Source organism: Muricoccus nepalensis (genome assembly GCF_006438825.1).
Classification (GTDB): Bacteria; Pseudomonadota; Alphaproteobacteria; order Acetobacterales; family Acetobacteraceae; genus Roseomonas; species Roseomonas nepalensis.
Map to the genome: position 1 here is coordinate 151,974 of NZ_RCZP01000004.1, position 24,284 is coordinate 176,257.

The 24,284-nt window shown below is 71.8% G+C and carries 26 protein-coding genes; 18 read left to right on the forward strand and 8 right to left on the reverse strand.

The window, feature by feature from the left end; translation table 11 throughout:
• Window positions 1-13 precede the first annotated feature (13 nt).
• The 5 genes from mlaD to EAH89_RS07150 all read left to right on the forward strand — a co-directional run bounded on the left by mlaD (window position 14) and on the right by EAH89_RS07150 (window position 3,777).
• Window positions 14-583 (forward strand): outer membrane lipid asymmetry maintenance protein MlaD, encoded by a 570-nt coding sequence (mlaD, locus tag EAH89_RS07130; RefSeq protein WP_170182837.1) that lies wholly within the window; start codon window positions 14-16, stop codon window positions 581-583.
• Entirely contained in the window at window positions 580-819 is a 240-nt protein-coding gene (locus EAH89_RS07135; RefSeq protein ID WP_241666895.1) for a hypothetical protein, read from the forward strand. The genes mlaD and EAH89_RS07135 overlap by 4 nt, the downstream gene beginning before the upstream one ends.
• Window positions 816-1,211, forward strand: coding sequence for a DUF2155 domain-containing protein (locus EAH89_RS07140; protein ID WP_241666896.1), 396 nt, complete (start codon window positions 816-818; stop codon window positions 1,209-1,211). The genes EAH89_RS07135 and EAH89_RS07140 overlap by 4 nt, the downstream gene beginning before the upstream one ends.
• Before the next feature lie 65 nt (window positions 1,212-1,276).
• Window positions 1,277-2,032: a trehalose-phosphatase gene (gene otsB, locus EAH89_RS07145; protein ID WP_140882106.1), complete on the forward strand. Its 756-nt coding sequence runs from the start codon at window positions 1,277-1,279 to the stop codon at window positions 2,030-2,032.
• Between the two features lie 212 nt (window positions 2,033-2,244).
• Window positions 2,245-3,777: an alpha,alpha-trehalose-phosphate synthase (UDP-forming) gene (locus tag EAH89_RS07150; protein ID WP_140882193.1), complete on the forward strand. Its 1,533-nt coding sequence runs from the start codon at window positions 2,245-2,247 to the stop codon at window positions 3,775-3,777.
• On the opposite strand, the gene aat is transcribed toward EAH89_RS07150, so the two are convergent.
• The 4 genes from aat to aroQ all read right to left on the reverse strand — a co-directional run bounded on the left by aat (window position 3,663) and on the right by aroQ (window position 6,730).
• Window positions 3,663-4,331: a leucyl/phenylalanyl-tRNA--protein transferase gene (gene aat, locus EAH89_RS07155; RefSeq protein ID WP_140882107.1), complete on the reverse strand. Its 669-nt coding sequence runs from the start codon at window positions 4,329-4,331 to the stop codon at window positions 3,663-3,665. The two genes, EAH89_RS07150 and aat, sit on opposite strands and share 115 nt — an antisense overlap.
• A gap of 110 nt (window positions 4,332-4,441) precedes the next feature.
• Entirely contained in the window at window positions 4,442-5,800 is a 1,359-nt protein-coding gene (gene accC / locus EAH89_RS07160; RefSeq protein WP_140882108.1) for an acetyl-CoA carboxylase biotin carboxylase subunit, read from the reverse strand.
• Between the two features lie 7 nt (window positions 5,801-5,807).
• Entirely contained in the window at window positions 5,808-6,278 is a 471-nt protein-coding gene (accB, locus tag EAH89_RS07165) for an acetyl-CoA carboxylase biotin carboxyl carrier protein (protein ID WP_140882109.1), read from the reverse strand.
• Entirely contained in the window at window positions 6,275-6,730 is a 456-nt protein-coding gene (gene aroQ, locus EAH89_RS07170; RefSeq protein ID WP_140882110.1) for a type II 3-dehydroquinate dehydratase, read from the reverse strand. Before aroQ ends, accB begins: the two co-directional genes overlap by 4 nt.
• 160 nt (window positions 6,731-6,890) lie before the next feature.
• Here aroQ and EAH89_RS31745 point away from each other — a divergent pair, with 160 nt between their 5' ends.
• The 3 genes from EAH89_RS31745 to EAH89_RS07185 are packed head-to-tail and all read left to right on the forward strand — an operon-like array spanning window position 6,891 to window position 8,265.
• The gene (locus EAH89_RS31745) at window positions 6,891-7,193 is read left to right on the forward strand and encodes a hypothetical protein (RefSeq protein WP_140882111.1); all 303 of its coding nucleotides are present in this window, start codon (window positions 6,891-6,893) and stop codon (window positions 7,191-7,193) included.
• Window positions 7,194-7,241: 48 nt separating this feature from the next.
• The gene (gene thiS, locus EAH89_RS07180; RefSeq protein WP_232480074.1) at window positions 7,242-7,454 is read left to right on the forward strand and encodes a sulfur carrier protein ThiS; all 213 of its coding nucleotides are present in this window, start codon (window positions 7,242-7,244) and stop codon (window positions 7,452-7,454) included.
• 4 nt (window positions 7,455-7,458) lie between these two features.
• The gene (locus EAH89_RS07185) at window positions 7,459-8,265 is read left to right on the forward strand and encodes a thiazole synthase (protein WP_140882113.1); all 807 of its coding nucleotides are present in this window, start codon (window positions 7,459-7,461) and stop codon (window positions 8,263-8,265) included.
• Between the two features lie 37 nt (window positions 8,266-8,302).
• Here the strand turns inward: EAH89_RS07185 and EAH89_RS07190 are convergent, their stop codons facing one another.
• From EAH89_RS07190 to EAH89_RS07200, 3 genes are all read right to left on the reverse strand, one after another.
• A complete protein-coding gene (locus EAH89_RS07190) occupies window positions 8,303-8,695 on the reverse strand; it encodes a hypothetical protein (protein ID WP_140882114.1) in 393 nt (130 codons plus the stop codon).
• 71 nt (window positions 8,696-8,766) lie between these two features.
• A complete protein-coding gene (locus EAH89_RS07195; RefSeq protein WP_140882115.1) occupies window positions 8,767-10,347 on the reverse strand; it encodes a DHA2 family efflux MFS transporter permease subunit in 1,581 nt (526 codons plus the stop codon).
• A 20-nt stretch (window positions 10,348-10,367) separates the two neighbouring features.
• A complete protein-coding gene (locus tag EAH89_RS07200) occupies window positions 10,368-11,570 on the reverse strand; it encodes an HlyD family secretion protein (RefSeq protein ID WP_140882116.1) in 1,203 nt (400 codons plus the stop codon).
• Between the two features lie 116 nt (window positions 11,571-11,686).
• On the opposite strand from EAH89_RS07200, the gene EAH89_RS07205 reads away from it, so the two are divergent.
• The 4 genes from EAH89_RS07205 (at window position 11,687) to EAH89_RS07220 (ending at window position 15,197) form a co-directional block, all read left to right on the forward strand.
• Complete coding sequence (locus EAH89_RS07205) at window positions 11,687-12,316, forward strand: TetR/AcrR family transcriptional regulator (RefSeq protein ID WP_140882117.1); 630 nt, start codon at window positions 11,687-11,689, stop codon at window positions 12,314-12,316.
• Between the two features lie 379 nt (window positions 12,317-12,695).
• Entirely contained in the window at window positions 12,696-13,826 is a 1,131-nt protein-coding gene (locus EAH89_RS07210) for a type III PLP-dependent enzyme (protein ID WP_140882118.1), read from the forward strand.
• A gap of 151 nt (window positions 13,827-13,977) precedes the next feature.
• The gene (locus tag EAH89_RS07215; protein WP_140882119.1) at window positions 13,978-14,547 is read left to right on the forward strand and encodes a DedA family protein; all 570 of its coding nucleotides are present in this window, start codon (window positions 13,978-13,980) and stop codon (window positions 14,545-14,547) included.
• A gap of 185 nt (window positions 14,548-14,732) precedes the next feature.
• A complete protein-coding gene (locus EAH89_RS07220; protein ID WP_140882120.1) occupies window positions 14,733-15,197 on the forward strand; it encodes an Lrp/AsnC family transcriptional regulator in 465 nt (154 codons plus the stop codon).
• 27 nt (window positions 15,198-15,224) lie between these two features.
• Here the strand turns inward: EAH89_RS07220 and EAH89_RS07225 are convergent, their stop codons facing one another.
• Window positions 15,225-16,847, reverse strand: a complete 1,623-nt coding sequence (locus tag EAH89_RS07225; protein WP_408906286.1) for an ABC transporter substrate-binding protein — start codon at window positions 16,845-16,847, stop codon at window positions 15,225-15,227.
• Window positions 16,848-16,955: 108 nt separating this feature from the next.
• Between EAH89_RS07225 and EAH89_RS07230 the strand changes: the two genes are divergently transcribed.
• Genes EAH89_RS07230 through EAH89_RS07255 form a run of 6 tightly spaced genes read left to right on the forward strand, consistent with a single transcriptional unit; the run spans window position 16,956 to window position 24,165 of the window.
• The gene (locus EAH89_RS07230) at window positions 16,956-18,545 is read left to right on the forward strand and encodes an ABC transporter substrate-binding protein (RefSeq protein ID WP_140882121.1); all 1,590 of its coding nucleotides are present in this window, start codon (window positions 16,956-16,958) and stop codon (window positions 18,543-18,545) included.
• Window positions 18,546-18,566: 21 nt separating this feature from the next.
• Window positions 18,567-20,150, forward strand: coding sequence for an ABC transporter substrate-binding protein (locus tag EAH89_RS07235; protein ID WP_140882122.1), 1,584 nt, complete (start codon window positions 18,567-18,569; stop codon window positions 20,148-20,150).
• Between the two features lie 47 nt (window positions 20,151-20,197).
• Window positions 20,198-21,172 carry an ABC transporter permease gene (locus EAH89_RS07240; RefSeq protein WP_140882123.1) on the forward strand — a complete coding sequence of 325 codons (975 nt, stop codon included), beginning with the start codon at window positions 20,198-20,200 and terminating at the stop codon, window positions 21,170-21,172.
• The gene (locus EAH89_RS07245; protein ID WP_140882124.1) at window positions 21,169-22,092 is read left to right on the forward strand and encodes an ABC transporter permease; all 924 of its coding nucleotides are present in this window, start codon (window positions 21,169-21,171) and stop codon (window positions 22,090-22,092) included. The genes EAH89_RS07240 and EAH89_RS07245 overlap by 4 nt, the downstream gene beginning before the upstream one ends.
• 1 nt (window position 22,093) lies before the next feature.
• Window positions 22,094-23,104, forward strand: coding sequence for an ABC transporter ATP-binding protein (locus tag EAH89_RS07250; RefSeq protein ID WP_194152309.1), 1,011 nt, complete (start codon window positions 22,094-22,096; stop codon window positions 23,102-23,104).
• Window positions 23,101-24,165, forward strand: a complete 1,065-nt coding sequence (locus tag EAH89_RS07255; protein WP_140882125.1) for an ABC transporter ATP-binding protein — start codon at window positions 23,101-23,103, stop codon at window positions 24,163-24,165. The genes EAH89_RS07250 and EAH89_RS07255 overlap by 4 nt, the downstream gene beginning before the upstream one ends.
• The last annotated feature ends 119 nt before the right edge of the window (window positions 24,166-24,284 follow it).

Sequence of the window (24,284 nt, forward strand, 5' to 3'; positions counted from 1 at the left end):
CGGAGGACCCGGCGTGAAGCGCCACGGCTTCGCGGAGATCGCGGCCGGGGCGGTGGTGCTGCTCGCGGCGGTGCTGTTCCTCGCCTATGCCGTGACGAATTCCGGTCGCTCCGCCGCGGGCGGCGGGCTGGTGCTGACGGCGCGCTTCGACCGGATCGACGGGCTGGCGGCGGGCGCGGACGTGCGGATCGCCGGCGTGAAGGTCGGCAGCGTGACCGGCCAGCGGATCGACCCCGCCACCTTCCTCGCGGTGCTGACGCTGAACGTCGACCAGGGGCTGCACCTGCCCGAGGACAGCTCCGCCGAGATCACCTCCGAGGGGCTGCTGGGCGGCAAGTACGTGGCCCTGGTGCCCGGCGGCAGCGACCGGAACTTGGCGAGCGGGGGCGAGGTGAAGATCACCCAGTCCGCTGTCAGCCTCGAGAGCCTGCTCGGGCGCTTCATCTTCTCGGTGACGGAGCTGGCGGGGAACCAGGCGCAGCGCGCGGGCTCCGGCAGCCCGGCGCCGGCGCCGGCCGCGGCACCCCCCGCCGCCGGCGCAGCCCCGGCGGCGCGGCCGCCCGCGGCCGGCCGGCCGCGGTGAACACCGGGCCAAGCGCCGACCCGCTGGCGCCGCCCGAGCGCTGGCCGGGCGCGGACGGGCAGCCGCTCTCCTGCCGGGAGAAGCTGAAGGTGCTGGCGGAGAACCACGCCGAGGCGGCGCAGGTGCTGCGCGACGCCTTCGAGGACGCGGTGCTGATGGGCGTGGACGAGGCGGCGATGCGGCGCGTGCTGACCGATCTCGTGGCCGCGCTGCCGAGCCCGAGGCGCCCGGCGTGAGGCGCGCCCTGCCCCTCCTCCTGCTGGCGCTCGCCCTTTCCGGGCCGGCGCTCGCGCAAGGGTCGGACCAGGGGCCGCCGGCGGAGGCGGGATGGGTGCGCAAGCGGAGCGCGCAGCTGCAGGCGCTGGACAAGGTGACGGCCCGGATCACGGTGCTGGACGCGGTGGTCGGGCAGCCCGTGCGCTTCGGCTCGCTGACCGTGACGGTGCGGGCCTGCAACGCCCGCCCGCCGGACGAGGTGCCGGACGCCGCCGCCTATATCGAGGTGCGCGACGACCTTCTCCCGGCGGCCTCGCCGCTGGCCTTCCGGGGCTGGATGCTCGCCAACGCGCCGGCCGCTCACATGTTGGAGCACCCGGTCTACGATCTGCGGATCCTTGATTGCCGCTGACGCGGCGCGGGGTCACGGTCGTCGGGGCGGCCGCTTGCTGGTGGACCGCGGAGGCCGGAGGCGCGATGAACGACAGATCTGAGGGCGCGGCGATCCACGGCCCCGTCCTGCCCGGCCGCGACGCCGCGCTCTTCCTCGACATGGACGGCACGCTGCTCGAGATCGCCGCGCGCCCGGACGACGTGATCGTGCCGCCCGAGCTGCCGGGGCTGCTCACGCGGCTGCAGGGCGTGCTCGGCGGGGCCGTGGCGGTGGTCACGGGGCGCGGGCTGGCGGTGGCGCGCGGCTATGCCGGGGTAGCCAGCCTGCCGATCGGCGCCGAGCACGGGGCGGTGCTGGACCCCGCCCTGCCCGGCGCCGTGCCCCTGCCGGTGCCGCCGCCCGAGTGGCGCCGCGCGGCCGACGCCTTCGCGGCGGAGCGGCCGGGCACGCTGGCCGAGCACAAGACGCACGGCTTCGTCCTTCACTTCCGCCTGCGGCCGGAGGCAGGGCCGGAGGCGCTGGCGCTGCTGGCGGCGCTGCTGCGGGAGGACGCGCGGGGCTTCCACGTCGTGCCCGCGCACGCGGCGGTGGAGCTACGGCCAGTGGACGCGGACAAGGGAGGCGCGGTGCGGCGGCTGATGGCGGTCGCGCCCTTCCGCGGGCGGCGCCCGATCTTCATCGGCGACGACGTCACCGACGAGGACGGCATGGCCGCCTGCGCGGAGTACGGCGGCTACGGGCTGCGCGTGCCCGACGACTTCGCCGGCCGCCCGGCACTGGTGCGCGCCTGGCTCGGGCGGGTCGCCGCCTCTCTGGAAGGTGACGGGCGCGGGGGCTGAGCGCCCCCCAATTTCCCCTTGGCAACCGCGACTTTCTTGGGCTGTTCCTGGAAGATGGCGGAAATGGGGAGGGGTTGGACGATGGATGCACGACCCCCCGGACGCAGCGGGCCATCGGCCCCGCCCCGCGGCATCGGTTCGGCGGGAGGGCAGGCCTGGATCACGGCGCGCCTCCCTCGCCCCGTGCCGGCGGGCTTGCAGGAGATCGGATGATGGGACGGCTCGTGATCGTCTCGAACCGCGTCGCGGTGCCGCGCCGTGGCGAGGCCGCGGCGGCGGGCGGGCTCGCGGTCGCGCTGAAGGACGCCTTCAGCAGCCGCGGCGGGCTCTGGTTCGGGTGGAGCGGCAATGTGTCGGAGAACCCGCCGGACGTGGTGCGCCACGCGCGGCGCGGCGGCGTGGACTACGCGGTCATCGACCTCTCGCAGGAGGCCTATGACGGCTTCTACGCGGGCTACGCGAACTCGGCGCTCTGGCCGATGTTCCACTTCCGCCTCGGGCTGCTGAGCTACGACCGCGACCAGGCGGAGTGCTACCGCGCGGTGAACCGGCGCTACGCCGAGAAGCTGATGGAGATGCTGCGCCCGGACGACACGATCTGGGTGCACGACTACCAGATGATCCCGGTCGGCGCCGAGCTGCGGGCGATGGGGTCGCGCCACCGCATCGGCTACTTCCACCACATCCCCTTCCCGCCCTGGGCTGTCTTCTCGGCGATGCCGGGCGCGGAGGACCTCATCCGCGACCTGCTGGCCTACGACCTCGTGGGGGTTCAGACCTACCGCGACCTCGCCGGGCTGGCGGACTGCATGGCGCAGGGCACGGGGATGAAGATGCGTGCGGGCGGCGAGGTCCGCTTCCGGGGCCGGCGGATCCGGCTGCGGGCCTTCCCCATCGGCATCGCGACCGACGAATTCGCGGCGGTCGCGGCGCGCAGCGCGGCGGAGCCGGAGTCGCAGCGGCTGGTGACGAGCCTCGCGGGGCGCGCGCTCATCATCGGGGCGGAGCGACTCGACTACACCAAGGGCCTGCCGGAGCGGCTGAAGGCCTTCGGCGCGCTGCTGCACCGCTTCCCCGAGTACCGCAGCAAGGTGACCTACCTGCAGGTGGCCGCGCGCTCGCGCGAGGATGTGGAGAGCTACAAGGACCTCAAGCGCGAGATCGAGCATCTCGCGGGCTGCATCAACGGCGAGTACGCGGACGCGGACTGGACGCCCGTGCGCTATGTCGGGCGCGCCGTGCCGCGCGACACGCTGGCGGGCTACTACCGCGCGGCGCAGGTCGGGCTGGTGACGCCGCTGCGGGACGGGATGAACCTCGTCGCGAAGGAGTACGTCGCGGCGCAGGACCCGGAGGATCCGGGCGTGCTCGTGCTGTCGCGCTTCGCGGGCGCGGCGGAGGAGATGCCGGAGGCGCTGCCCGTGAACCCGCTGGACGCGGTCGGCATGGCGGAGGCGCTGAAAACGGCGCTCTGCATGCCGCTCGGCGAGCGGCGCGAGCGGCACGCGGCGATGCTGCGGCGCCTGCGCGAGAACACCGTGGGCGGCTGGTCGAAGGCCTTCCTCGACGTGCTCGAGGGGCACGACACGGCGGAGGCGCCGCCCTCCCGCGCGGCGGCGCTCGCGGTGTTTCAGGCGCAGCTGATGGCGCGCAACGCCTCGACCTCGGCGGTCAGCTCCTCGGAGGAGATGGTGGGCCGCCAGGTCGCGGACCTGTCCACCGCGAGGGAGAGGCGGTTCCTGTAGTCGGCCTGGGGGATCTCCTCCGCGCCGAAGCGGGCGAGGTGGTCGTTCAGGAACTGCGTGTCGAGCAACGTGAAGCCGCCGAGGCGCAGGCGAACGACGAGATGGACGAGCGCCACCTTCGAGGCGTCGTCGGCGCGGGAGAACATGCTCTCGCCGAAGAAGGCGGCGCCGATGCGGATGCCGTAGAGGCCGCCGACGAGGGCGCCGTCCTGCCGCACCTCGATGGAGTGCGCGTTGCCCATGCGCGCCAGGGCGTTGAAGAGGCCTTCGATCTCCGGGTTGATCCAGCTGTCCTCGCGGCCGGGCGCCGGGGCGGCGCAGCCGGCGAGGACGCCCGGGAAGTCGGTGTCGGCGGTGACCTCGAAACGACCGGACAGCACGGCCTTGCGCAGGCTGCGCGGCAGGTGGAAGCGGTCCAGCGGCAGGACGCCGCGCATCTTCGGGTCGAGCCAGTAGAGGCGGCCGGATTGCCGGCCCTCGGCCATCGGGAAGAGGCCCGCGCGGTAGGCGCGGAGGACGAGGTCGGGCGTGATGGGCAGCGCGCGGCGGCTCATCGGCGGGGCCGCCGGCCGGGCCGGGTCGCGACAGGGATGGAATCCGCGCGGTGCCGCATGGCGGCAGGATAGGCCGGGGCGGGGCGCGGCGCCAAGCGCGCCCTCCCCGGCTAGTCGGCCGGCGTGTGCTGCGCCACGAAGCGCTCGAGCCAGTGGATCGTGTAGTCGCCCGAGGCGAACTCGGGGTCCTCCATGATGAGCTGGTGGAGCGGGATGGTCGTGCGGATGCCGTCCACGACCATCTCGGTCAGGGCGCGGCGGCAGCGGGCGATGGCCTCCGCGCGCGTGGCGCCGTGGACGATGAGCTTGGCGACGAGGCTGTCGTAGTGCGGCGGCACCGCGTAGCCGGCGTAGAGCGCGCTGTCGATCCGCACGCCGAGGCCACCGGGAGCGTGGTAGGCGTTCACGCGGCCGGGGCTTGGCGCGAAGGTCACGGGGTCCTCGGCGGTGATGCGGCACTCGATGGCATGGCCGTTGAAGCGCACGTCGCGCTGCTCGTAGCCGAGCGGCTCGCCGGCGGCGACGCGGATCTGCTCGCGCACGAGGTCGACGCCGCAGACCATCTCGGTCACGGGGTGCTCGACCTGCAGGCGGGTGTTCATCTCGATGAAGGCGAACTGCTCGTCCTGGTAGAGGAACTCGAGCGTGCCGGCGCCGCGGTAGCCGAGCTGCTTGAGCGCGTTGGTCACGGTCTCGCCGAGCGCGTCGCGGGCGGCGGCGGTGAGCGCGGGGCTGCCCGCCTCCTCCACCAGCTTCTGGTGGCGGCGCTGGAGGGAGCAGTCGCGCTCGCCGAAATGCACGACGTTGCCGTGGGTGTCGGCCATGATCTGCATCTCGATGTGGCGGGGCCGGTCGAGATACTTCTCCATGTAGACGCTGTCGTCGCCGAAGGCGGCCTTGGCCTCGGTGCGGGCGACGCGCCAGGCTTCCTCGAGCTCGTCCTCGTTGCGGGCGACCTTCATGCCGCGCCCGCCGCCGCCGGCGGCGGCCTTGATCAGGACGGGGTACTTGATCTCGTCGGCGATCTCGCGGGCCTCGTCGACGGAGGCGAGGGCGCCGGGCGAGCCGGGGACGAGCGGCACGCCGAGGCGGCGCATGGCGTCCTTGGCGGCGATCTTGTCGCCCATGATGCGGATGTGCTCGGCCGTCGGGCCGATGAAGGCCATGCCGTGGGCCTCCACCATCTCGGCGAAGCGGGCGTTCTCGGAGAGGAAGCCGTAGCCGGGGTGGATGGCCTCGGCGCCGGTGATCGTGGCCGCGGAGAGGATGGCGGCGGCGTTGAGGTAGCTGTCGCGCGCGGAGGGCGGGCCGATGCAGACGCTCTCGTCGGCCAGGCGCACGTGCATCGCGGTGTCGTCGGCGGTGGAGTGCACGGCGACGGTGCGGATGCCCATCTCCTGGCAGGCGCGGTGGATGCGGAGCGCGATCTCGCCCCGGTTGGCGATGAGGATCTTGTTGAAGGGGGGCACGCGGCGGCTACTCGATGACCAGCAAGGGCTCGCCAAATTCCACGGGCGTGCCGCTCTCGATGAGGATGCGCGTGACGGTGCCGGCGCGGGGCGCCTTGATCTGGTTGAAGGTCTTCATCGCCTCGATGAGGAGGACCGTCTGGCCCTGGGCGACGCGGGCGCCGAGCGTGATGAAGGGCGCGGCGCCGGGCTCGGGCGCGAGGTAGGCGACGCCGACCATGGGCGAGGCGACCGCGCCGGGGGTGGCGGCGGTGACCTCCTCGCTGGCCGTCGTCGGCACGCCGGCGGGCGCCTCGGCCGGCGCGGCGGCGAGGGCCGGCGCGGCGGCGACGGTCTGCACGACCTGCTGCACGGGCGCGCTGCGGGCCACGCGGATGCGGCTCTCGTTCTGGACCAGCTCGATCTCGCTGAGGTCGGTCTCGCGAAGGATCTTGGCCAGGGCGCGGATCGCGTCCGGGTCGAAGGAAAGGCCGCTCATGCCGTCTCGTCCTGTCCGATGATGCCGGCGATCGCGCGCAGGCCGAGGGCGTAGCCGCCGACGCCCAGGCCGCAGATCACGCCCACCGCGGCGCGGGAGACGTAGGAGAGATGCCGGAAGGCCTCCCGCCGGTGAATGTTGGTGATATGGACCTCGACCACCGGCAGGTCCACCGCCAGCAGCGCGTCCATCAGCGCGATGGAGGTATGCGAGTAGCCCGCGGGGTTGATGAGGATGCCGGCGGCGCGGCCGCGGCATTCCTGCACCCAGGAGATCAGCTCGCCCTCGAGGTTCGTCTGGCGGAAGTCGATGGCCAGGCCGAGCTCCTCGGCGGCCTCGGCGCAGAGGGCCTCGACGTCGTCGAGCGTCGCCGAGCCGTACTTCTCCGGCTCGCGCGTGCCGAGGAGGTTGAGGTTGGGGCCGTTCAGGACGGCGATCAGCGGGGGTTCCAAGGGCTTTGTTCCGGTTTGCCCCGGATCGGCCCGGGTTGCTGGCCGGGCGGGCTAGCATGGGGCGAGGGGCGCGCGCAAACCCGCCCTTCCGATGCGCGCCCGGGCCGCAACCCGCGCCCGGGCTGCCGGGTTCAAGACCTGAACCGGCGAGGAGGCAGCCATGACGAAGAAGAAGAGCGACCACGGGGGCGACGACGACCGCGTGACCAACCGCGGCACGGTGAAGGGCCACCACCCGGACCCCGACGTCAACGTGCCCGAGGGCGGCGCGGCCGAGGCGCCGAAGGAGGCCCGCGGCGCCATGAAGGGCGCGACCTCGACGGCCGAGGACGGGAACGCGGGCACGGGCGGCACGAGCGGCGCGACCGTCGGCAAGCGCGAGCAGGAGCAGGCGGCCGCGGCGGGCGCGGCGGGCGCGGAGAAGACGCAGAGCGGCCGCGGCCACCGCAAGCACGAGGACTGAGGGGCACCCCTTCAACGAGCCACCGGCGCATGCCACATGCGCCGGACCATGCACGGCCCCATTCGCATCACCGTCAACGGGGAGGCCCGCGACCTGCCGGCCTCCCTGCCCTTGTCCGACTTCCTGGCGGGCGCGGGGCTCGACACGCGCAAGGTGGCGGTGGAGCGGAACGAGGAGATCGTTCCGCGCTCCGCCTACGCGACGACGCGGCTGGAGCCCGGGGACGCCCTGGAGATCGTGCATTTCATCGGAGGGGGCTGAGGCCATGGACGGGGTAGTCGACGGGGCCGTCGCGGCCGGCGATGATTCCTGGGAGGTGGCCGGGCGCCGGTTCCGCTCCCGCCTCGTGGTCGGGACCGGGCGCTACAAGTCGCTCGAGGAAACGGCGGCGGCGATCGAGGCTTCGGGCGCGGAGATGGTGACCGTCGCGGTGCGGCGGGTGAACCTCTCCGATCCCGGCGCGCCCATGCTGCAGGATTTTGTGCCGCCGGACCGCTACACCTACCTGCCCAACACGGCCGGCTGCCACACGGCGAAGGAGGCGGTGCGGACGCTGCGCCTGGCGCGGGAGGCCGGGGGCTGGAACCTTGTGAAGCTCGAGGTGCTCGGGCCGCCTCCCTTCCTCTATCCCGACATGCCCGCGACCTTTGAGGCGGCGGAGGCCCTGATCAAGGACGGCTTCCAGGTCATGGTCTATTGCGCGGATGACCCGCTGGCGGCGAAGCGGTTGGAGGAGATGGGCTGCGTCGCGGTGATGCCGCTCGGCGCGCCGATCGGCTCGGGGCTCGGCCTGTCCAATCCCTTCATGCTGCGCTCCATCATCGAGAACGCGGGCGTGCCGGTGCTGGTCGATGCCGGGATCGGGACGGCGAGCGAGGCGGCCCAGGCGATGGAGCTCGGCTGCGACGCGGTGCTGCTCAACTCCGCCATCGCCCACGCGAAGGACCCGGTGCGCATGGCGCGGGCGATGCGTGCGGGGGTGGAGGCGGGGCGGCACGCCTTCCTCGCCGGGCGGATGCCGCGGAACTACGCGGCGGATGCCTCGAGCCCGATGAGCGGGCTGATCCGCTAGGGGGAAGGTCCCCTCCCCTACCGCGGCGCCGGGCGGCCTAGTCCCAGTAGACCGGGAGGGCCGGGAGCTCGTCGTCGTCCTCGGTGCCCAGGCGGGCGGCGCAGAGGAGGTCGAGCAGGGTGACGCCGGCAACGGCGGCGATCGCCCAGCGGGCGTTGGTGCGCTCGCGCGGGCCGTAGACGCGGGTGCCGGCGAGGACCGCGAGGTCCAGGGCGTCGCCGGCGACACGAGCCAGCAGCAGCGGGGTGGAGCCCGGGTTGGCGAGGATGGCGGCGCCGTTCGCCACTTCGCGCACGCCGAAGGCGCGGATGAGGTTGGTGTGGCGCTGCATGCCGAGCTGGCGCGCGAGTGACCGGCCGCCGAGGAGCTCCGCCAACCCAAGGGCGATGCTGAACCAGCCGAGAAAGCGGGAGAGCCGCAGGACCTGCATGGGGAGTTCCTCTGCCGTGTGCCAGCCCTTGGAACGCGGCAGGCGGCGAATGGCTGAGGGGGGCGCGCGCCTCAGTGCGCGGCGCCTCCCCCTCCCCCGGGCTTGGGCGCCTTGATGAAGAGGACGAGCGGGACCGCGAGGGCGAAGAGGCCGGCGATCACCACCAGCACGTCGTTGTAGGCGAGGATGAGCGCCTGCTGCGTGATCATGCCGGAGACCCGCGCCAGGGCCGCGTGGCCGGCGCCCTCGCCGAGGCGGCTGGAGAGGGCGCCGGCGATCGCGTCGACGGTGCTGCCCACGCCTGGGCGGGCCCAGTTGGTCGCCTCCGAGAGGTGGAGCCGGTGGGAGGCGCTGCTGTCGATGACGAGGGTGTTGATCATCGCGAGGCCGACGGCGCCGCCGAGGTTGCGCATGAGGTTGTAGAGTCCGGACGCGTTCTTGATCATCGCCGGCGGCAGGGTGCCGAGGGCGAGCTGGTTGACCGGGACCATGGCGAACATCGTGCCGATGCCGCGGAGCGAGAGGGGCAGCCACAGCTCCCCGAAGGCGGACTGCGCCGTCAGCTCGGCGGTCATCCACATGGCGACGGCGGTGGTGGCCATGCCGAAGGCGAGCAGCAGCCGGAGGTCCACGACGCGGGAGAGGCGGCCGACGACGGGGGCAGCCAGGAACATGGCGAGGCCCGTGATGAACATCGTCTCGCCGATCTGGAGCGAGTTGTAGCCGCGGATGCGCCCGAGGAAGAGCGGGATGAGGTAGACCGCGCCGTAGAGGCCGATGCCGACGATGAAGGCGAAGGCGCTGCCGAGGGCGAAGTTGGCGTTGCCGTAGGCGCGCAGCTCCACGATCGGGTCCTGGCGGGTGAAGGCGCGCCAGAAGAAGACGAGGGCGGCGAGGAGGCAGGCGGCGGCGAAGGCGGCGATGGTGGGGTCGTCGAGCCAGTCCCAGCGGGGCCCCTCCTCCATCACGTACTCCATGCTGCCGAGGAAGACGGCCATGGCGGCGAGGCCGATCCAGTCGAAGCGGCCGAGCAGGCGGGGGTCGCCGCGGTCGATGTCCATCGTCGTCCAGACGACGGCCGCGATGAGGACGCCGACGGGGACGTTGATGAGGAACAGCCAGTGCCAGGAGAAGGTCTCGGTCAGGAGGCCGCCGAGCGTCGGGCCGACGGTGGGGGCGAGAGTCGCGGTGAGGCCGATCAGGACGCTGACGGAGGCGCGGCGGGGGCCCTGGAAGAGGAGGAAGGCGGTCGCGAAGACCGTCGGGATCATCGCGCCGCCGAGGAAGCCCTGGGCCGCGCGGGCCGCGATCATCACCGGCAGGGAGGTGGCGGTCGCGCAGGCCAGCGAGAAGAGGGTGAAGCCCGCGGCGGAGATGGTGAAGAGGACACGGGTGGAGAGCAGGCGCGAGAGGAAGCCCGAGAGCGGGATCATGACGATCTCCGCGATCAGGTAGGAGGTCTGCACCCAGGAGGCCTCGTCCGGCGAGGCGGCGAGGCCCGCCTGGATGTCGCCGATGCTGGCCGAGACGATCTGGATGTCCAGGATCGCCATGAACATGCCCAGCACCATCGTCATGAAGCCGAGGAAGTGGCGGCGCGAGACGGCGCCGGGCGCGGCGGGCGCGGCGCCGGCGAGGGTGGTGGCGGACATGGCGGGCCCGGCCCCTTCCTTCAGCGGCCCCGGACCGCGGCGGCGGCGACGCCCAGCAGGCCGCGGGGGGCGTGGGGGTCGTCGCGCGTGTCCACCTCGGCCTCGACCGAGAGGCCGGGGCGGAGGTTGCGGACGTCCTGGCCAGCGTCGACGGCGATGCGGACGGGCACGCGCTGGACGATCTTGGTGAAGTTGCCCGTCGCGTTCTCGGGGGGCAGGAGGGAGAACTGGGCGCCGGTCGCAGGGGCGAGGCTCTGCACGGTGCCGTGGAGTGTGCCGCCGGCGTCGACCGAGAGCTCGACCGGCTGGCCCTCGCGGAGGCGGCGGAGCTGGGTCTCCTTGAAGTTGGCGGTGATGTAGAGCCGGCCGGCGGGGGGCGAGACGGCGATGAGGTTCACGCCGGGGCGGACGTGCTGGCCGGGCTGGGCCGCGCGGTTGCCGGCCACCCCCGCGAAGGGGGCGCGGATGATCGTGTAGTCGAGGTTCGATTCGGCGAGGGCCAGGGCGGCGCGGGCCGCGTCGCGACGGGCGACGGCGGAGCTCGCCTGGGCGTCGAGCACGGGGATGGCGCCGCGGGCCGATTCGAGCCCGGCCCGGGCCACGGCGACGGTCGCCTCGGCCTTGCGGCGGGCGGCGGTGGTGCGGTCCACGGCCTCGCGCGTGCCGAAGCCGCTGGAGGCGAGGCTGCCGGCGCGGCCGGCATCGGTGACGGCGAAGACGCGGTCGGCCTCGGCCTGGGCGATCCCGGACTCGGCGGCGGCCACCTGGGCGACGGCCTGGGCACGCTGGGCGGCGAGGGTGCCGATGTTCGCCTCGGCCTCGGCCTGGGCGGCGGCGGCCTGGTCGCGGCGGGCCTGCCAGTCGCGGCGGTCGAGCTCGATCAGCGGCTGGCCGGCCTCGACGGGCTGGTTGTCGCCGACGAGGATGCGGGCGACGTCGCCCTCGATCCGGGCCGAGAGCACGGCGATGTCGCCGCCGACATAGGCGTTGTCGGTGGACTGGATGAAGCGGCCGACCTGCCAGTACCAGGTGCCGCCGAGCGCCCCGGCCGCCAGGACGAGCAGGGCGGCGAGGGGAAGGAGGCGGCGGGCGCGGCGGGGCCGGGCGGCCGGGGGCGGCGGCGCGGTGGCCTCGGCGCGGGAGCCGGGCGCGGCTTCCGCCACGGTCTCGGGGGCGCTGCTGCGCGATTCGGGGTCGGGGATGGTGGAGGTCCGGGCGTTCATCTTCTAACTGAACCGTTCAGTTCAGTCCCTCAGATGGGGCGCTCTCCGCGCTTTGTCCATGGAAAACTGAACGGTCCAGTATCACATACGGGCGGTCACCATCCGGAGCCCTCTTGTTGTCCCTTTCCGCCAGTACCGCTTCCGAAGCCTCTCCCAAGCGCGCCGCGATCCTCGACGCGGCGGCGCGCCTCTTCATGGCGGGGGGCTACGCGACGGTCTCGATGGACGCGGTGGCCAAGGAGGCCGGCGTGTCGAAGGCGACGCTCTATGCCCATTTCACCGGCAAGGAGGCCTTGTTCGGCGCCATCGTGGGGGGGCGCTGCGCGGCGATCGCGGCCCAGGCGGAGGACCTTGCCTCCTCGAGCGCTTCGACGGACCGGGCCTTGCGGGAGACCGGGCGGCTCTGGATGCGCTTCCTGCTCGATCCCGACAGCATCGCGATCCACCGGATCGTCATCGCGGAATGCGCCCGCTTTCCCGACCTGGCGGCCGCCTTCTACGCGGCGGGGCCGGCGACCGGGCGGGCCTGGCTGACGCGCCGCCTGGTGGAGGACCAGCGCCAGGACCGGCTGCGGGCCGATGCCGATCCGGCGGTGGCGGCGGACCACCTGATGGGGCTTCTGCGGGGGGAGCTCTACCTCCGGACCATGCTCGGCGGGCCGACGCCGGATGAGGCCGCGATCAACGCGGTGGTGGAGGCGGCGGTGGAGGTGTTCCTCCGGGCCTACGGGGTGGCGGCGCCGTAAAGCGGCCGGTCTGGACCGGGTTTAGCCCCGGGAATGCCGGGCCGCCCGGCTTTTCCCCAGGCCGCTTTCCGGCCCGGGCGCCCTGGCTGCGGAAAAATCGGTAACCGGCCCTCGAAGTCCCTTGCACCCCGGGGAGGCCGGGGCTATCTGCCCCCTCAGACGCAGCACGCACGTGCCTCTGGCCCACAAGGTTACGCAACGACGTCAAGCGTTCTGGCAACCCCCTGCCGGTCGCCTCCTTCCCCTCACGACAAAGAGGGTGGCGGGCTCCGCCAGGGCTCTCACTTGGTCGCTGGTTCGTTCGACCGTTCGTCAACCTGAGCATGGCCGTATCGCCGCTGGCGTACGCCTGCCGCCTCATCATGGGGAGGGTGGTGCGATGACTCCAAAGATCGCGCAGTATCTGGCCGATGTTCAGCCGGCGACGCCGTGCCTCGTCCTCGACGTGGATCGGGTCGAGGTCAACTACCGGCGCCTCCAGGCGGCCCTGCCGCTGGCCCGCATCTACTACGCCGTGAAGGCCAACCCGGCCGCCGCCATCCTGGAGCGGTTGGCGGGGCTCGGTTCCTGCTTCGACGCGGCGTCCTACGAGGAGGTGTCGGCGGCGCTGGAGGCCGGTGCGGCACCGGAGGCGGTGTCCTACGGGAACACGGTGAAGAAGGAGAGCGCCATCCGGGCCGCCTACGCGCGTGGCGTGCGGATGTTCGCCTTCGACTCGGAGGGGGAGCTGGAGAAGCTCGCCCGCGCCGCACCGGGGTCCCGCGTCTACTGCCGCATCCTGGTGGGCAATGACGGGGCCGAGTGGCCACTGTCGCGCAAGTTCGGCTGCGAGGTCGAGATGGCGCGGGAGCTGATGATCCGGGCGGGCGAGCTGGGGCTGGACCCCTTCGGCCTGTCCTTCCACGTCGGCAGCCAGCAGGTCCACACGGCGGCTTACGCGGCGGCGATCGCCAAGGTGGCCATGCTCTTCACCGACCTCCGCGAGGCCGGGGTGAAGGTGCGCATGGTGAACCTCGGCGGCGGCTATCCCGTCCGCTACCGCTCCGAGGTGCCGGAGATCGACGACTTCGGCGCGTCGATCATGAGCGCCATGGCCGAGCACTTCGGCAACGCGCTGCCGGACATCGTGGTGGAGCCGGGCCGCTTCATCGCGGCGGACGCGGCGGTGGTCTTGGCCGAGGTGGTGCTGGTGTCCCGCAAGTCGAAGGACGACCCGGTGCGCTGGGTCTACCTCGACATCGGGCGCTTCGGCGGGCTGGCGGAGACGGAGGGCGAGGCGATCAAGTACGCCTTCCGCACGCCGCGCGACGGCGGCGAGGACGGGCCGGTGACGATCGCCGGGCCGACCTGCGACAGCACGGACACGCTCTACGAGAAGTCCAACTACCGGCTCCCCTCCGGCCTCGAGCCAGGGGACCGGATCGAGATCCTCTCGGCGGGCGCCTACGTGACGACCTACGCGAGCCAGGGGTTCAACGGCTTCGCTCCCCTGGCCGAGCACTACATCTGAAAACGGAATTAAGGGGGGAGGCGCTTTCGGGCGCCTCCTCTCGTTTTTGGTTCTGCGCAACGATCCGTCTCGAATGGTGCAACGCGGCACTGAATCTGCTTTGTTAAGCATGACGTGTCGGTAATAATGCGGCAAAAGACCGGGGGCTTGCGTGGCAGAGTTCTGGGCTGAGTACGGCGCCGCAGCGTATCTGCTGGCCGCCGTCTGGGCGTTCTTCGAGGGCGAGACCTTCGTCCTCGCCGCCTCCGCGATTGGCTCGATGACGGGGGCGATCGATCCCTTCATCCTCATGGGCTCGGTCTGGATCGGGTCGTTCCTCGGGGACCAAACCTGGTTCATCCTCGGGCGGCGCTACGGGCCGCGGGTGATGAAGCGGTACCCGAAGGCCGAGGCGAAGATGGCCAGCGCCACCTCGATGCTCCTGCAATACGGCACCCTCTTCGTGCTGACCTTCCGCTTCCTCTACGGCATCCGCAACGTGGCGGCGGCCGCCTGCGGGCTGGCGGGGATGGGGCAGTTGCGCTTCGCCCTGCTGAACTTCATCGCGGCCGGCGTCTGGGCGGGGAGCTTCGTGGCCGCGGGCTGGTATCTCGGCGCGCTCATCGGCCCGGAGCGGCTCTTCCACTTCATCGCCGGCGGCGCCCTGCTGATCCTCGCGGTGGTGCTGTTCCGCCGTTTCTACCTCAGGCGTCGCTCGGCCCGGACGGTCCCGGTGGTCTGAGGCTGTCCGGGCCAACCGGGCCTTGGGCCCGGCCCGCGTGCCCGCGCTGCGGGCCTGCCGAAAGGGGCATGCCGGCGGATCGCCGGCGTGCCCTTCTCGTTTTGGCGGCCCGCCGGCCGCCGCCGGGGAGACGGCCCCTTGGCCGGTGGCTTCCCAAGAGCGGATGAGGCTCTAGTCTGCACCCTATGGACGAGATCGACCGGAACATCCTCATTGCCGTGCAGCAGGACGGCGCTGCGGGGCTGGCGGAGCTATCCAAGGTCGCGGGCCTCTCGGTCTCGGCGACGGCGGAGCGGGTGAAGCGGCTGGAGGAGCGCGAGACGATCCGCGGCTGGCACGCGGCGCTGGACCCGGCGGCCGTGGGCTGCGCGCTGCTCGCCTTCGTGATGGTGGGGCTGCGGCCGGGCCGCGACGATGGCGCCTTCCGCAAAGCTATGCGGAAGGCGCCGGCGGTGCTCGAGTGCCACGCGATCAGCGGGTCCTGGGACTACCTGCTGAAGCTGCGCCTGCCGGACCTCTCCGCGCTGGAGCGCTTCGTGGCGGACGAGGTGCGGGGGCAGACCGGGGTGGAGCGGACCGAGGTGGTGGTCGCGCTCTCCTCGGCGAAGGAGACGATGATCCTGCCGGTGGCCGAGGCGGACGAGGAGTAGTCCCCTCCCCGCTTCGGCCCGCCGGCGTCAGGCTGCCGGGGTGACGCCGGTGGCCAGGGTGCGCTCGTCGGCGCGGGCGTCGTAGGCGAGGCCGCGCTTGAGCGCCCAGATGTTCACGAGCTGGAACAGGGGCATGAAGGCTTGGTCGTCCATGGCCATCTTCACGGCCTGCTGGAGCAGCTTCTCGCGCTCCTCGTTGTCGAGCGTGGCCGTCGCCTTCTCGGTCAGGGCGTCGAGGGCGGGGTTGCTGTAGCGGGCGGTGTTGTTGGTGCCCATGCGCTTGGCGGCGTCGTAGGTGCCGGTGATGTTGACGAGGGTGTAGGAGGCCTCGCCCGTCACGCTGCCCCAGCCCGTGAGGCGGGCGGCGAATTCCTGGCGGTTGCTGCGCACGGAGTAGGTGGTCCAGGGCAGGGCCTCCACCTGCGTCTGGACGCCGACGCGCTGCCACATCTGGGCGACGGCCTGGATGGTGCGGGAGTCGTTGGGGTAGCGGTCGTTCGGGCCGTGCAGCGTGAGCTTGAAGCCCTGGGGGAAGCCGGCCTCGGCCAGCAGGGCCTTGGCGCGCTCGGCGTTGAAGGGGTCGGGCTTGACCTCGGGGTTGTAGGAGTAGGAGCCGGGGGGCAGCCACTGGCCGGTGGGAGCGGCGGTGCCCTCCATGACCTGGCGGCAGAGGGCCTCGCGGTTGATGGCCAGCGACAGGGCCTGGCGGATGCGGAGGTCGTGGAAGGGGTTCTTCGGCAGAGGCTGGCCGGCGTTGTCGGTCACGAAGGGCACCGCGCCATCCCGCGAGCGGTCGAGGGTGAGGTAGATGACGCGCACGCCCTGGACCTCGGCCAGCACCACGCGGCTCTCGCGCTTCAGGCGGGCGAGATCGCTGGTGGGGACCTGGTCGATCAGGTCGACGTCGCCGGCGAGCAGGGCCGCGGTGCGGGCGCTGTCGTTGCCGATGAAGCGGTAGGAGACGCGGGCCCAGGGCTGCTTCGGGCCGAACCAGTCGTCGTTGCGGACGAGCTCCGTGCGGTCCCCAGGGGCGTAGGAGACGACCTTGTAGGGGCCGGTGCCGATGGCGGCCTTGCCGGAGTTGTAGTCCTCCGTGCCCGCGCCCGCGCCGGCGTGGCGGGAGACGATCGCGACCGAGCCGAGGTCGGTCGGCAGGAGGGGCGAGGGCGCGGCGGTGTGGAAGCGCACCGTCAGCGGGTCCACCACCTCGGTGCGCTGGATGGCGCGGACGAAGCCGCCGAAGCCGCCGGGGGAGTTCGGGACGTTGGGCGCGCGCTCGATCGTGAAGGCGACGTCGTCGGCGGTGAAGTCGCGGCCGTCGTGCCACTTCACGCCGGGACGGAGCTTGAACTCCCAGACCTTCTCCGAGACCGGGTTCCAGGAGAGGGCGAGGCCGGGGACGAGGCGGGTCTGGGCGTCGCGCTCCACCAGCCGGTCGAAGACGTGCATCGAGAGGCTGTTGTTCGGGGAGGCGTTGTAGAAGTGCGGGTCGAGCGAGGTGACGGCGCCGCCTATGCCGATGGTGAGCGGCCGGCCGGCCGGGGCGGCCGTGCCCTGGGCCTTCGCGAGGGAGGGGGCGAGGCCGCCGGTGATCGCGGCGAGGGCGGCGGGTGCCGTGACGAAAAGGCGCCGGCTGATGGGCTGGGTCACGCGTAGCTCTCCCGTTTGTAATGTCTTGGGGGCGCAAACTAGCGGCAGGGTGGGCGGACTGCTAGAAGGGCCGCTGGGGAAGCGCCATCGGGAAACCCGGGGAACTGCATGCAGCGAGTAGCCATGGCGGCCTGTGCCGCCTTCCTGTCCTGCGCCGCCCTCGTCCCGCCCTCCGCCGGGCAGACGCTCAACCTTGCGGTGGGCGCGCCGGTCACCTCGCTCGACCCCCATTACCACGCGCTGTCGCCGAACTACGCGGTGGCGGACATGCTGTTCGACAGCCTGACGAGCTTCGACGCGCGGGCGCGGGTGGTGCCGCGGCTGGCGGCGAGCTGGCGCCCGGTGGCGGAGGACGTGTGGGAGTTCAGGCTCCGGCCCGGCGTCACCTTCCACAACGGCAACGCCTTCACCGCCGAGGACGTGGCCTTCACCATCGCGCGCGTGCCGACGGTGCCGAACAGCCCCTCCTCCTACGGGATCTACACGCGGGCGGTGCGGCGGGTGGAGGTGGTGGACCCGCTGACGGTGCGGCTGCACACGAACGGACCCTACCCGCTGCTGCCCACCGACCTCGCACAGGTAGAGATGCTCGACAGCGAGACCCACGCGAACCCGCTGACCGAGGAGTTCAACTCCGGCAAGATCGCCATCGGCACCGGGCCGTTCCGGCTGGTGAGCCACCGCAACGGCGACCGGATCGAGTACGCGCGCAACGACGCCTATTTCGGCGAGCGGCCGCACTGGGCGCGCGTGATTTACCGAATGATCACGAACGACGCGGCGCGCACGGCGGCGCTGCTGTCGGGCGACGTCGACTTCATCGACCAGGTGCCGACGAGCGACATCGCGAAGCTGCGGGGGGATTCCCGGGTGCAGCTGAGCGAGGTCGACGGGCTGCGGCTGATCTACCTCGCGCTCGACCACTCGCGGGAGGCGGCCTCGCCCTTCGCGCTGGGGGAGGACGGTCGGCCCCTGCCTCGCAACCCGCTGAAGGACGCGCGGGTGCGGCGGGCGCTCTCCCTGGCCATCGACCGCGGCGCCATTGCCGAGCGGGTGATGGAGGGGGCGGCGACGCCGGCGGCGCAGCTGCTGCCGGCGGGGGGCTTCGGCTCCATCCCGGGGCTGGTGGCGCAGCGGGGCGACCCGGACGGCGCGCGGCGGCTCCTGGCGGAGGCGGGGTATCCGAACGGCTTCCGGCTGACGCTGCACGGGCCGAACGACCGCTACATGAACGACGCGCGCATCATCCAGGCGATCGGGCAGATGTGGACGCGGGCGGGGGTGCGGACGAGCGTGGGGGCGCAGCCCTGGGCGACCTTCGTGGGGCGAGCCGGGCGGCAGGAGCTCTCGGCCATGCTGGCGGGCTGGGGGACCTCCTCCGGCGAGGCCTCGAGCCCGCTGCGGTCGCTGCTGGCGACCTACAACGCGGCGCGGGGCTTCGGGGGGTCCAACCGGGGGCGCTACAGCAACCCGGAGATGGACGCGGCGATGGAGGCGGCGCTGCGGACGCTCGACGACGAGCGGCGCGAGGCGCTGCTGCGCGAGGCGACGCGGATCGCGATGGAGGATGTCGGCATCATCCCGATTCACATCCAGCGGAACATCTGGGCCATGCGTCGGGGGCTGCGGCACGAGGCGCGGGCGGACGAGCTGACGCGGGCACAGGATGTGCAACCGGCGGAATTAGCGCAGCGGTGACGCGCGCGTGAAGGAGGGCTGATGAGGAAGCTTCTGCTGGGTGCGACGGTGGCCTTGGCGGCCATGGCCGGCGGTTCGGTGCCGGGGCGGGCGCAGACGCTCACCATGGCCGTCGGCGCGCCGGTGACGTCGCTCGACCCGCATTACCACCAGCTCTCGCCCAACAACGCCGTGTCGGACATGGTGTTCGACAAGCTGGTGAACACGGACGCGCAGTCCCGCAACGTCCCGGGGCTGGCGACGGAGTGGCGGGTGGTCGGCCCGACGACCTGGGAGTTCAAGCTGCGGCCAGGGGTGCGGTTCCACAACGGCAATCCCTTCACGGCCGAGGACGTGGCCTTCACCATCGCCCGCCTGCCGAACGTGCCGAACAGCCCGGCCTCCTACGCCGTCTACGCGCGCCCAATCACGCGGGTGGAGGTGGTGGACCCGCTGACGGTGCGCTTCCACACGGCGCAGCCCTACCCGCTGCTGCCGCTCGACATGACGAACGTGCGCATCCTCGACAAGGAAACGCACGAGAACGCGACGACGGACGACTTCAACGCGGTGCGGGCGGCGGTCGGGACCGGGCCCTACCGCGTGGTGAGCTACCGCAACGGCGACCGCATCGAGTTCGCGCGGAACGACGAGTACTGGGGGCCGAAGCCGGCCTATCAGCGCGTCAACTACCGCATGATCACGAACGACGCCTCCCGCACGGCGGCGCTGCTGGCGGGGGACGTGGACTTCATCGACCAGGTGCCGACGACGGACCTGACGAAGCTTCGCACCGACAACCGCGTCGCGCTGAGCGAGACGGTGGGGCTGCGGCTGATCTTCCTCGGGCTGGACCACCTGCGCGGGCCGAACGAGAACTCGCCCTTCATCACCGACAACGACGGCAAGCCGCTGGGGCGCAACCCGCTGCGGGACGTGCGGGTCAGGCGGGCGCTGTCCATGGCCGTCGACCGGCAGGCGATCGTCGAGCGGCTGATGGAGGGGGCGGCGACGCCGGCGGGGCAGTTCCTGCCGCCGGGGGTCACGGGCCACGTGCCGGACGTGCAGCCCACCCGCTACGACCCCGAGGGCGCGAAGCGGCTGCTGGCGGAGGCGGGGTACCCGAATGGCTTTCGCATCCAGCTGAACGGACCGAACGACCGCTACATCAACGATGGGCGCATCATCCAGGCGATCGGGCAGACCTGGACGCGGATCGGGGTCCGGACCGCGGTGGAGGGGCAGACCTGGTCGGTCTTCGTCGGGCGGGCGGCGCGGCAGGACTTCTCCGCGCATCTCATCGGCTGGGGGTCAAATCCGGACGGGTCGCACCCGCTGCGTAACATTCTCGCGACCGTGAACGCGGAGAAGGGCTGGGGCGCCTCCAACCGCGGGCGCTACTCCAACCCCGAGGTGGACCGGTTGCTCGAGGCATCGCTGACGGAGCTCGACGAGGAGAAGCGGCAGAAGCTGGTGCTGGACGCCGAACGGATCGCGGCGGAGGACGTGGCGGTGATCCCGATCCACATCCAGACGAACATCTGGGCGATGCGGCGCGGCATCCGGCACGATGCTCGCAATGACGAGCTGTCGCGGGCCCAGGACGTGCGGCCGGCGGGCCCCTGAGGGCACGGCTTGACGGGAGCGGCGGTGATGACGGAAAGGGATAGGGCATGAGCGTTTACCTACTGCGCCGGCTTATCCAAGCCGCGTTGGTCATGCTGGCCATGTCCGTCATCGTCTTCGTGGGCGTCTACGCGATCGGCGACCCCGTGGAGATCCTGATCTCCCCGGACGCGGACCAGTTCGAGCGGGCGCGGGCGATCGCGGCGCTCGGCCTCGATAAGCCGTTGTACGAGCAATACTTCTCCTTCCTCGGCAACGCGCTGCGGGGCGATCTCGGGCGGTCCTTCGTGTTCAACGAGCCCGCGCTGCAGCTCATCGGGCAGCGGGCGCCGGCGACGCTGGAGCTTGCCTTCGGGGCGACGATCCTCGCGATTCTGGTCGGGCTGCCGCTCGGGCTCTACGCGGGGCTGCGGCCGAACGGGGCGGGCGCGAAGGCGATTATGGCGGGGTCAATCCTCGGCTTCTCGCTGCCGACCTTCTGGGTCGGGCTGATGCTGATCATGGTGTTTGCCGTGCAACTGGGCTGGTTGCCCTCCACGGGGCGGGGCGAGACGGCGGAGTTCCTGGGGATGCGCTGGTCCTTCCTGACCTGGGACGGGCTGCGGCACATGGCGATGCCGGCGCTGAACCTCGCGCTGTTCAAGATCAGCCTCGTGATCCGCCTGACCCGCGCCGGTGTGCGCGAGACGATGCTGATGGACTACGTGAAATTCGCGCGCGCCAAGGGGCTCTCGCCCCAACGGGTGATCGGGGTGCACGTGTTCAAGAACATCCTCATCCCCGTGGTGACGGTGGTGGGGCTGGAGCTGGGCTCGACCATCGCCTTCTCCGTGGTGACGGAGAGCGTCTTCGCCTGGCCGGGCATGGGCAAGCTGATCATCGACAGCATCAACGTGCTCGACCGACCCGTGATCGTCGCCTACCTCATGAGCATCGTGCTCATGTTCATCATCATCAACCTCGTGGTGGACCTGCTCTACTCGGTCCTTGATCCGCGCGTTCGGCTGGAGAGCAAGGGATGAGCGCGACCACCGCGGGCGCCGCGCCGGCCGCCAAGGCGCCCCGGGTCGAGACGCCGTTCCGGCGCTTCGTCTCGGAGTTCTTCGAGAGCAAGATCGCGACGGGGGCGCTGGTGGTCCTCGTCGCCATTGTACTGGTCGCGATCTTCGCGCCGCTGATCTCGCCGCAGAACCCCTACGACCTCGCGCAGCTCGACATCATGGACGGGCGGCTGGAGCCGGGGTCGCGCAACGGCGACGACACCATGACCTACTGGCTCGGCACCGACGACCAGGGCCGGGACATGCTGTCGGGCATCATGTACGGGCTGCGCATCAGCCTCATCGTCGGGGCGGGATCGGCCATCGCGGCGGCGGTGGTGGGGGCCTCGCTGGGGATGCTCGCGGCCTATGCCGGCGGGCGGACCGACACGATCATCATGCGGCTGGTGGACCTCCAGCTCTCCTTCCCGACCATCCTTTCGGCGCTGATGATCCTCGCCTTCCTCGGCAAGGGGATCATGAACGTCGTCATCGCGCTGATCGTGGTGGAGTGGGCCTACTACGCGCGGACCGTGCGAGGGACGGCGCTGGTGGAGCGGCGGCGGGAGTATATCGAGGCGGCGCAGTGCCTGGCGCTGCCGACGCGGCGGATCATCTTCCGCCACCTGCTGCCGAACTGCATGCCGCCGCTGATCGTGGTGGGGACCATCCAGATCGCGCGCGCCATCGCGCTGGAGGCGACCTTGTCCTTCCTCGGCCTGGGCGTGCCGATCACCGAGCCCTCGCTCGGGCTGCTGATCGCCAACGGCTACGAGTACATGCTCTCCGGCAAGTACTGGATCTCCTTCTACCCAGGCATCGCGCTGCTGATCACGATCGTCTCGATCAACCTGGTCGGCGACCATCTGCGCGACGTTCTCAACCCCCGGCTGAAGAAGTAACGTGCAGCCCAACATCCCCGCCTCCGCCGCCCCTCCCACCCTGCAGGTCCGGAACCTGCGGACGCATTTCTTCACGCGGGCCGGGGTGGTGCCGGCGGTGAACGACGTGTCCTTCAACGTGGGGCGCGGGAAGGTGCTCGGGCTCGTCGGCGAGTCCGGCTCGGGCAAGACGGTCACGGGCTTCTCCATCATGCGGCTGGTGGACGAGCCCGGGCGGATCGTGGGGGGCGAGATGCTCTTCGGCGGCCGGGACCTGGTGAAGACGTCCGAGGAGGAGATGCGGGCGATCCGGGGGAACCGGATCGCGATGATCTTCCAGGACCCGATGATGACGCTGAACCCGGTCCTGCGGATCGACACGCAGATGATCGAGACGATGCAGGCGCACCGGAAGATCAGCCACGACGACGCGCGTCAGCGGGCGCGGGACACGCTGGGGATGGTGGGCATCCCTTCCCCGGACGAGCGGCTGAAGGCCTACCCGCACCAGTTCTCGGGCGGCATGCGCCAGCGCGTGGCCATCGCGATCGCGCTGCTGCACGAGCCCGAGCTGATCGTGGCGGACGAGCCCACGACGGCGCTGGACGTGACGATCCAGGGGCAGATCCTGGCGGAGGTGCAGAAGCTGGCGGCGAACACCGGCACCTCCATCATCTGGATCACGCACGACCTCTCGGTGGTGGCCGGGCTCGCGGACGACATCGCCGTGATGTACGCGGGCAAGATCGCGGAGTACGGCGCGGTGGACGAGGTGCTGGACCATCCGCTGCACCCCTACACGCACGGGCTGCTGGGCTCCGTGCCCAGCCGCAACAAGCGGGGGCAGCCGCTGCTGCAGATCCCGGGGATGACCCCCTCCCTGCTCAACCTGCCGGTGGGCTGCCCCTTCCGCACGCGCTGCCCGCGGGCGGCCGAGGTTTGCGCGCAGGACCCGCCGATGGCCGAGATCCTGCCCGCGCACGAGGCGCGCTGCTTCCGGCCGCATCTCGAGGAAGCGGGAGTGGCCGCATGAGCGCGACGGTTGAGGCTCCGAAGGCTTTCGCGCGCGGGGCGGACGCGGAGAAGCTGATCGAGGTGGTGGGGGTGTCCCGCCGTTTCGCCAAGCGGCTGGACTTCGCGGGGAGGATCGCCGCCAAGCTCGGCGCGCCGCTGCGCGACGAGGTGGTGCACGCCGTCGACAAGGTGGACCTGACGATCCGCAAGGGCGAGGTGGTGGGGCTGGTCGGCGAATCCGGCTGCGGCAAGTCCACGCTCGGCCGGATGGTGGCGGGGATCCTGCCGCCCTCGGACGGGACGATCCTGTGGAAGGGGCGCGACCGGACGGGGCTGGGGGCGAAGGACGCGCGCGCGGCGATGCTGCAGGCGCAGATGATCTTCCAGGACCCGATGTCCTCGCTCAACCCGCGGCTGAAGGTGGCGGAGATCATCGGCGAGGCGCCGCTCTACCACGGGCTGACCACGCGGGCGGGCTTCTCCGCCTACGTGGACGAGCAGATGCGGCGGGCGGGGCTCGATCCCGTGTTCAAGGCGCGCTACCCGCACCAGTTCTCGGGCGGGCAGCGGCAGCGGATCGGCATCGCGCGGGCGCTGGCGGTGCAGCCGGAGTTCCTCGTCTGCGACGAATCCGTCGCGGCGCTGGACGTGTCGATCCAGGCGCAGGTGCTGAACCTGTTCATGCGGCTGCGCGGCGAGTTGAACCTCACCTACCTCTTCATCTCCCACGACCTCGGCGTGGTGGAGCACCTGAGCGACCGGGTGGTGATCATGTATCTCGGGCGCGTGGTGGAGGAGGCGGCGACGGAGACGGTGTTCGCCCGCGCCAACCATCCCTACACGCAGTCGCTGCTGGCGGCGGTGCCGAAGATCGAGGCGCGGAAGAAGTCCTTTGCCACGGTGAAGGGTGAGATCCCCTCCCCGCTCAACCCGCCCGCCGGATGCCACTTCCACCCGCGCTGCCCGCACGCCTTCGACCGCTGCCGGGTGGAGGTTCCCGCGCTGAAGGAGGTGGCGCCCGGGCATCGCAGCCGGTGCCACCTGAACGACCTGCCGGACCATGGCGGGATGCCCGTCTGATGCGCGCGGTGCTGGTGCTGCTCGCGCTGATCGGGCTCGCGGCCTGCGAGACGCGGGAGGGGTCGCGCGGGGCCTATGTCGGTGGTAGTGGCGGATTCAACAGCCTTCGCTGAGGAAAC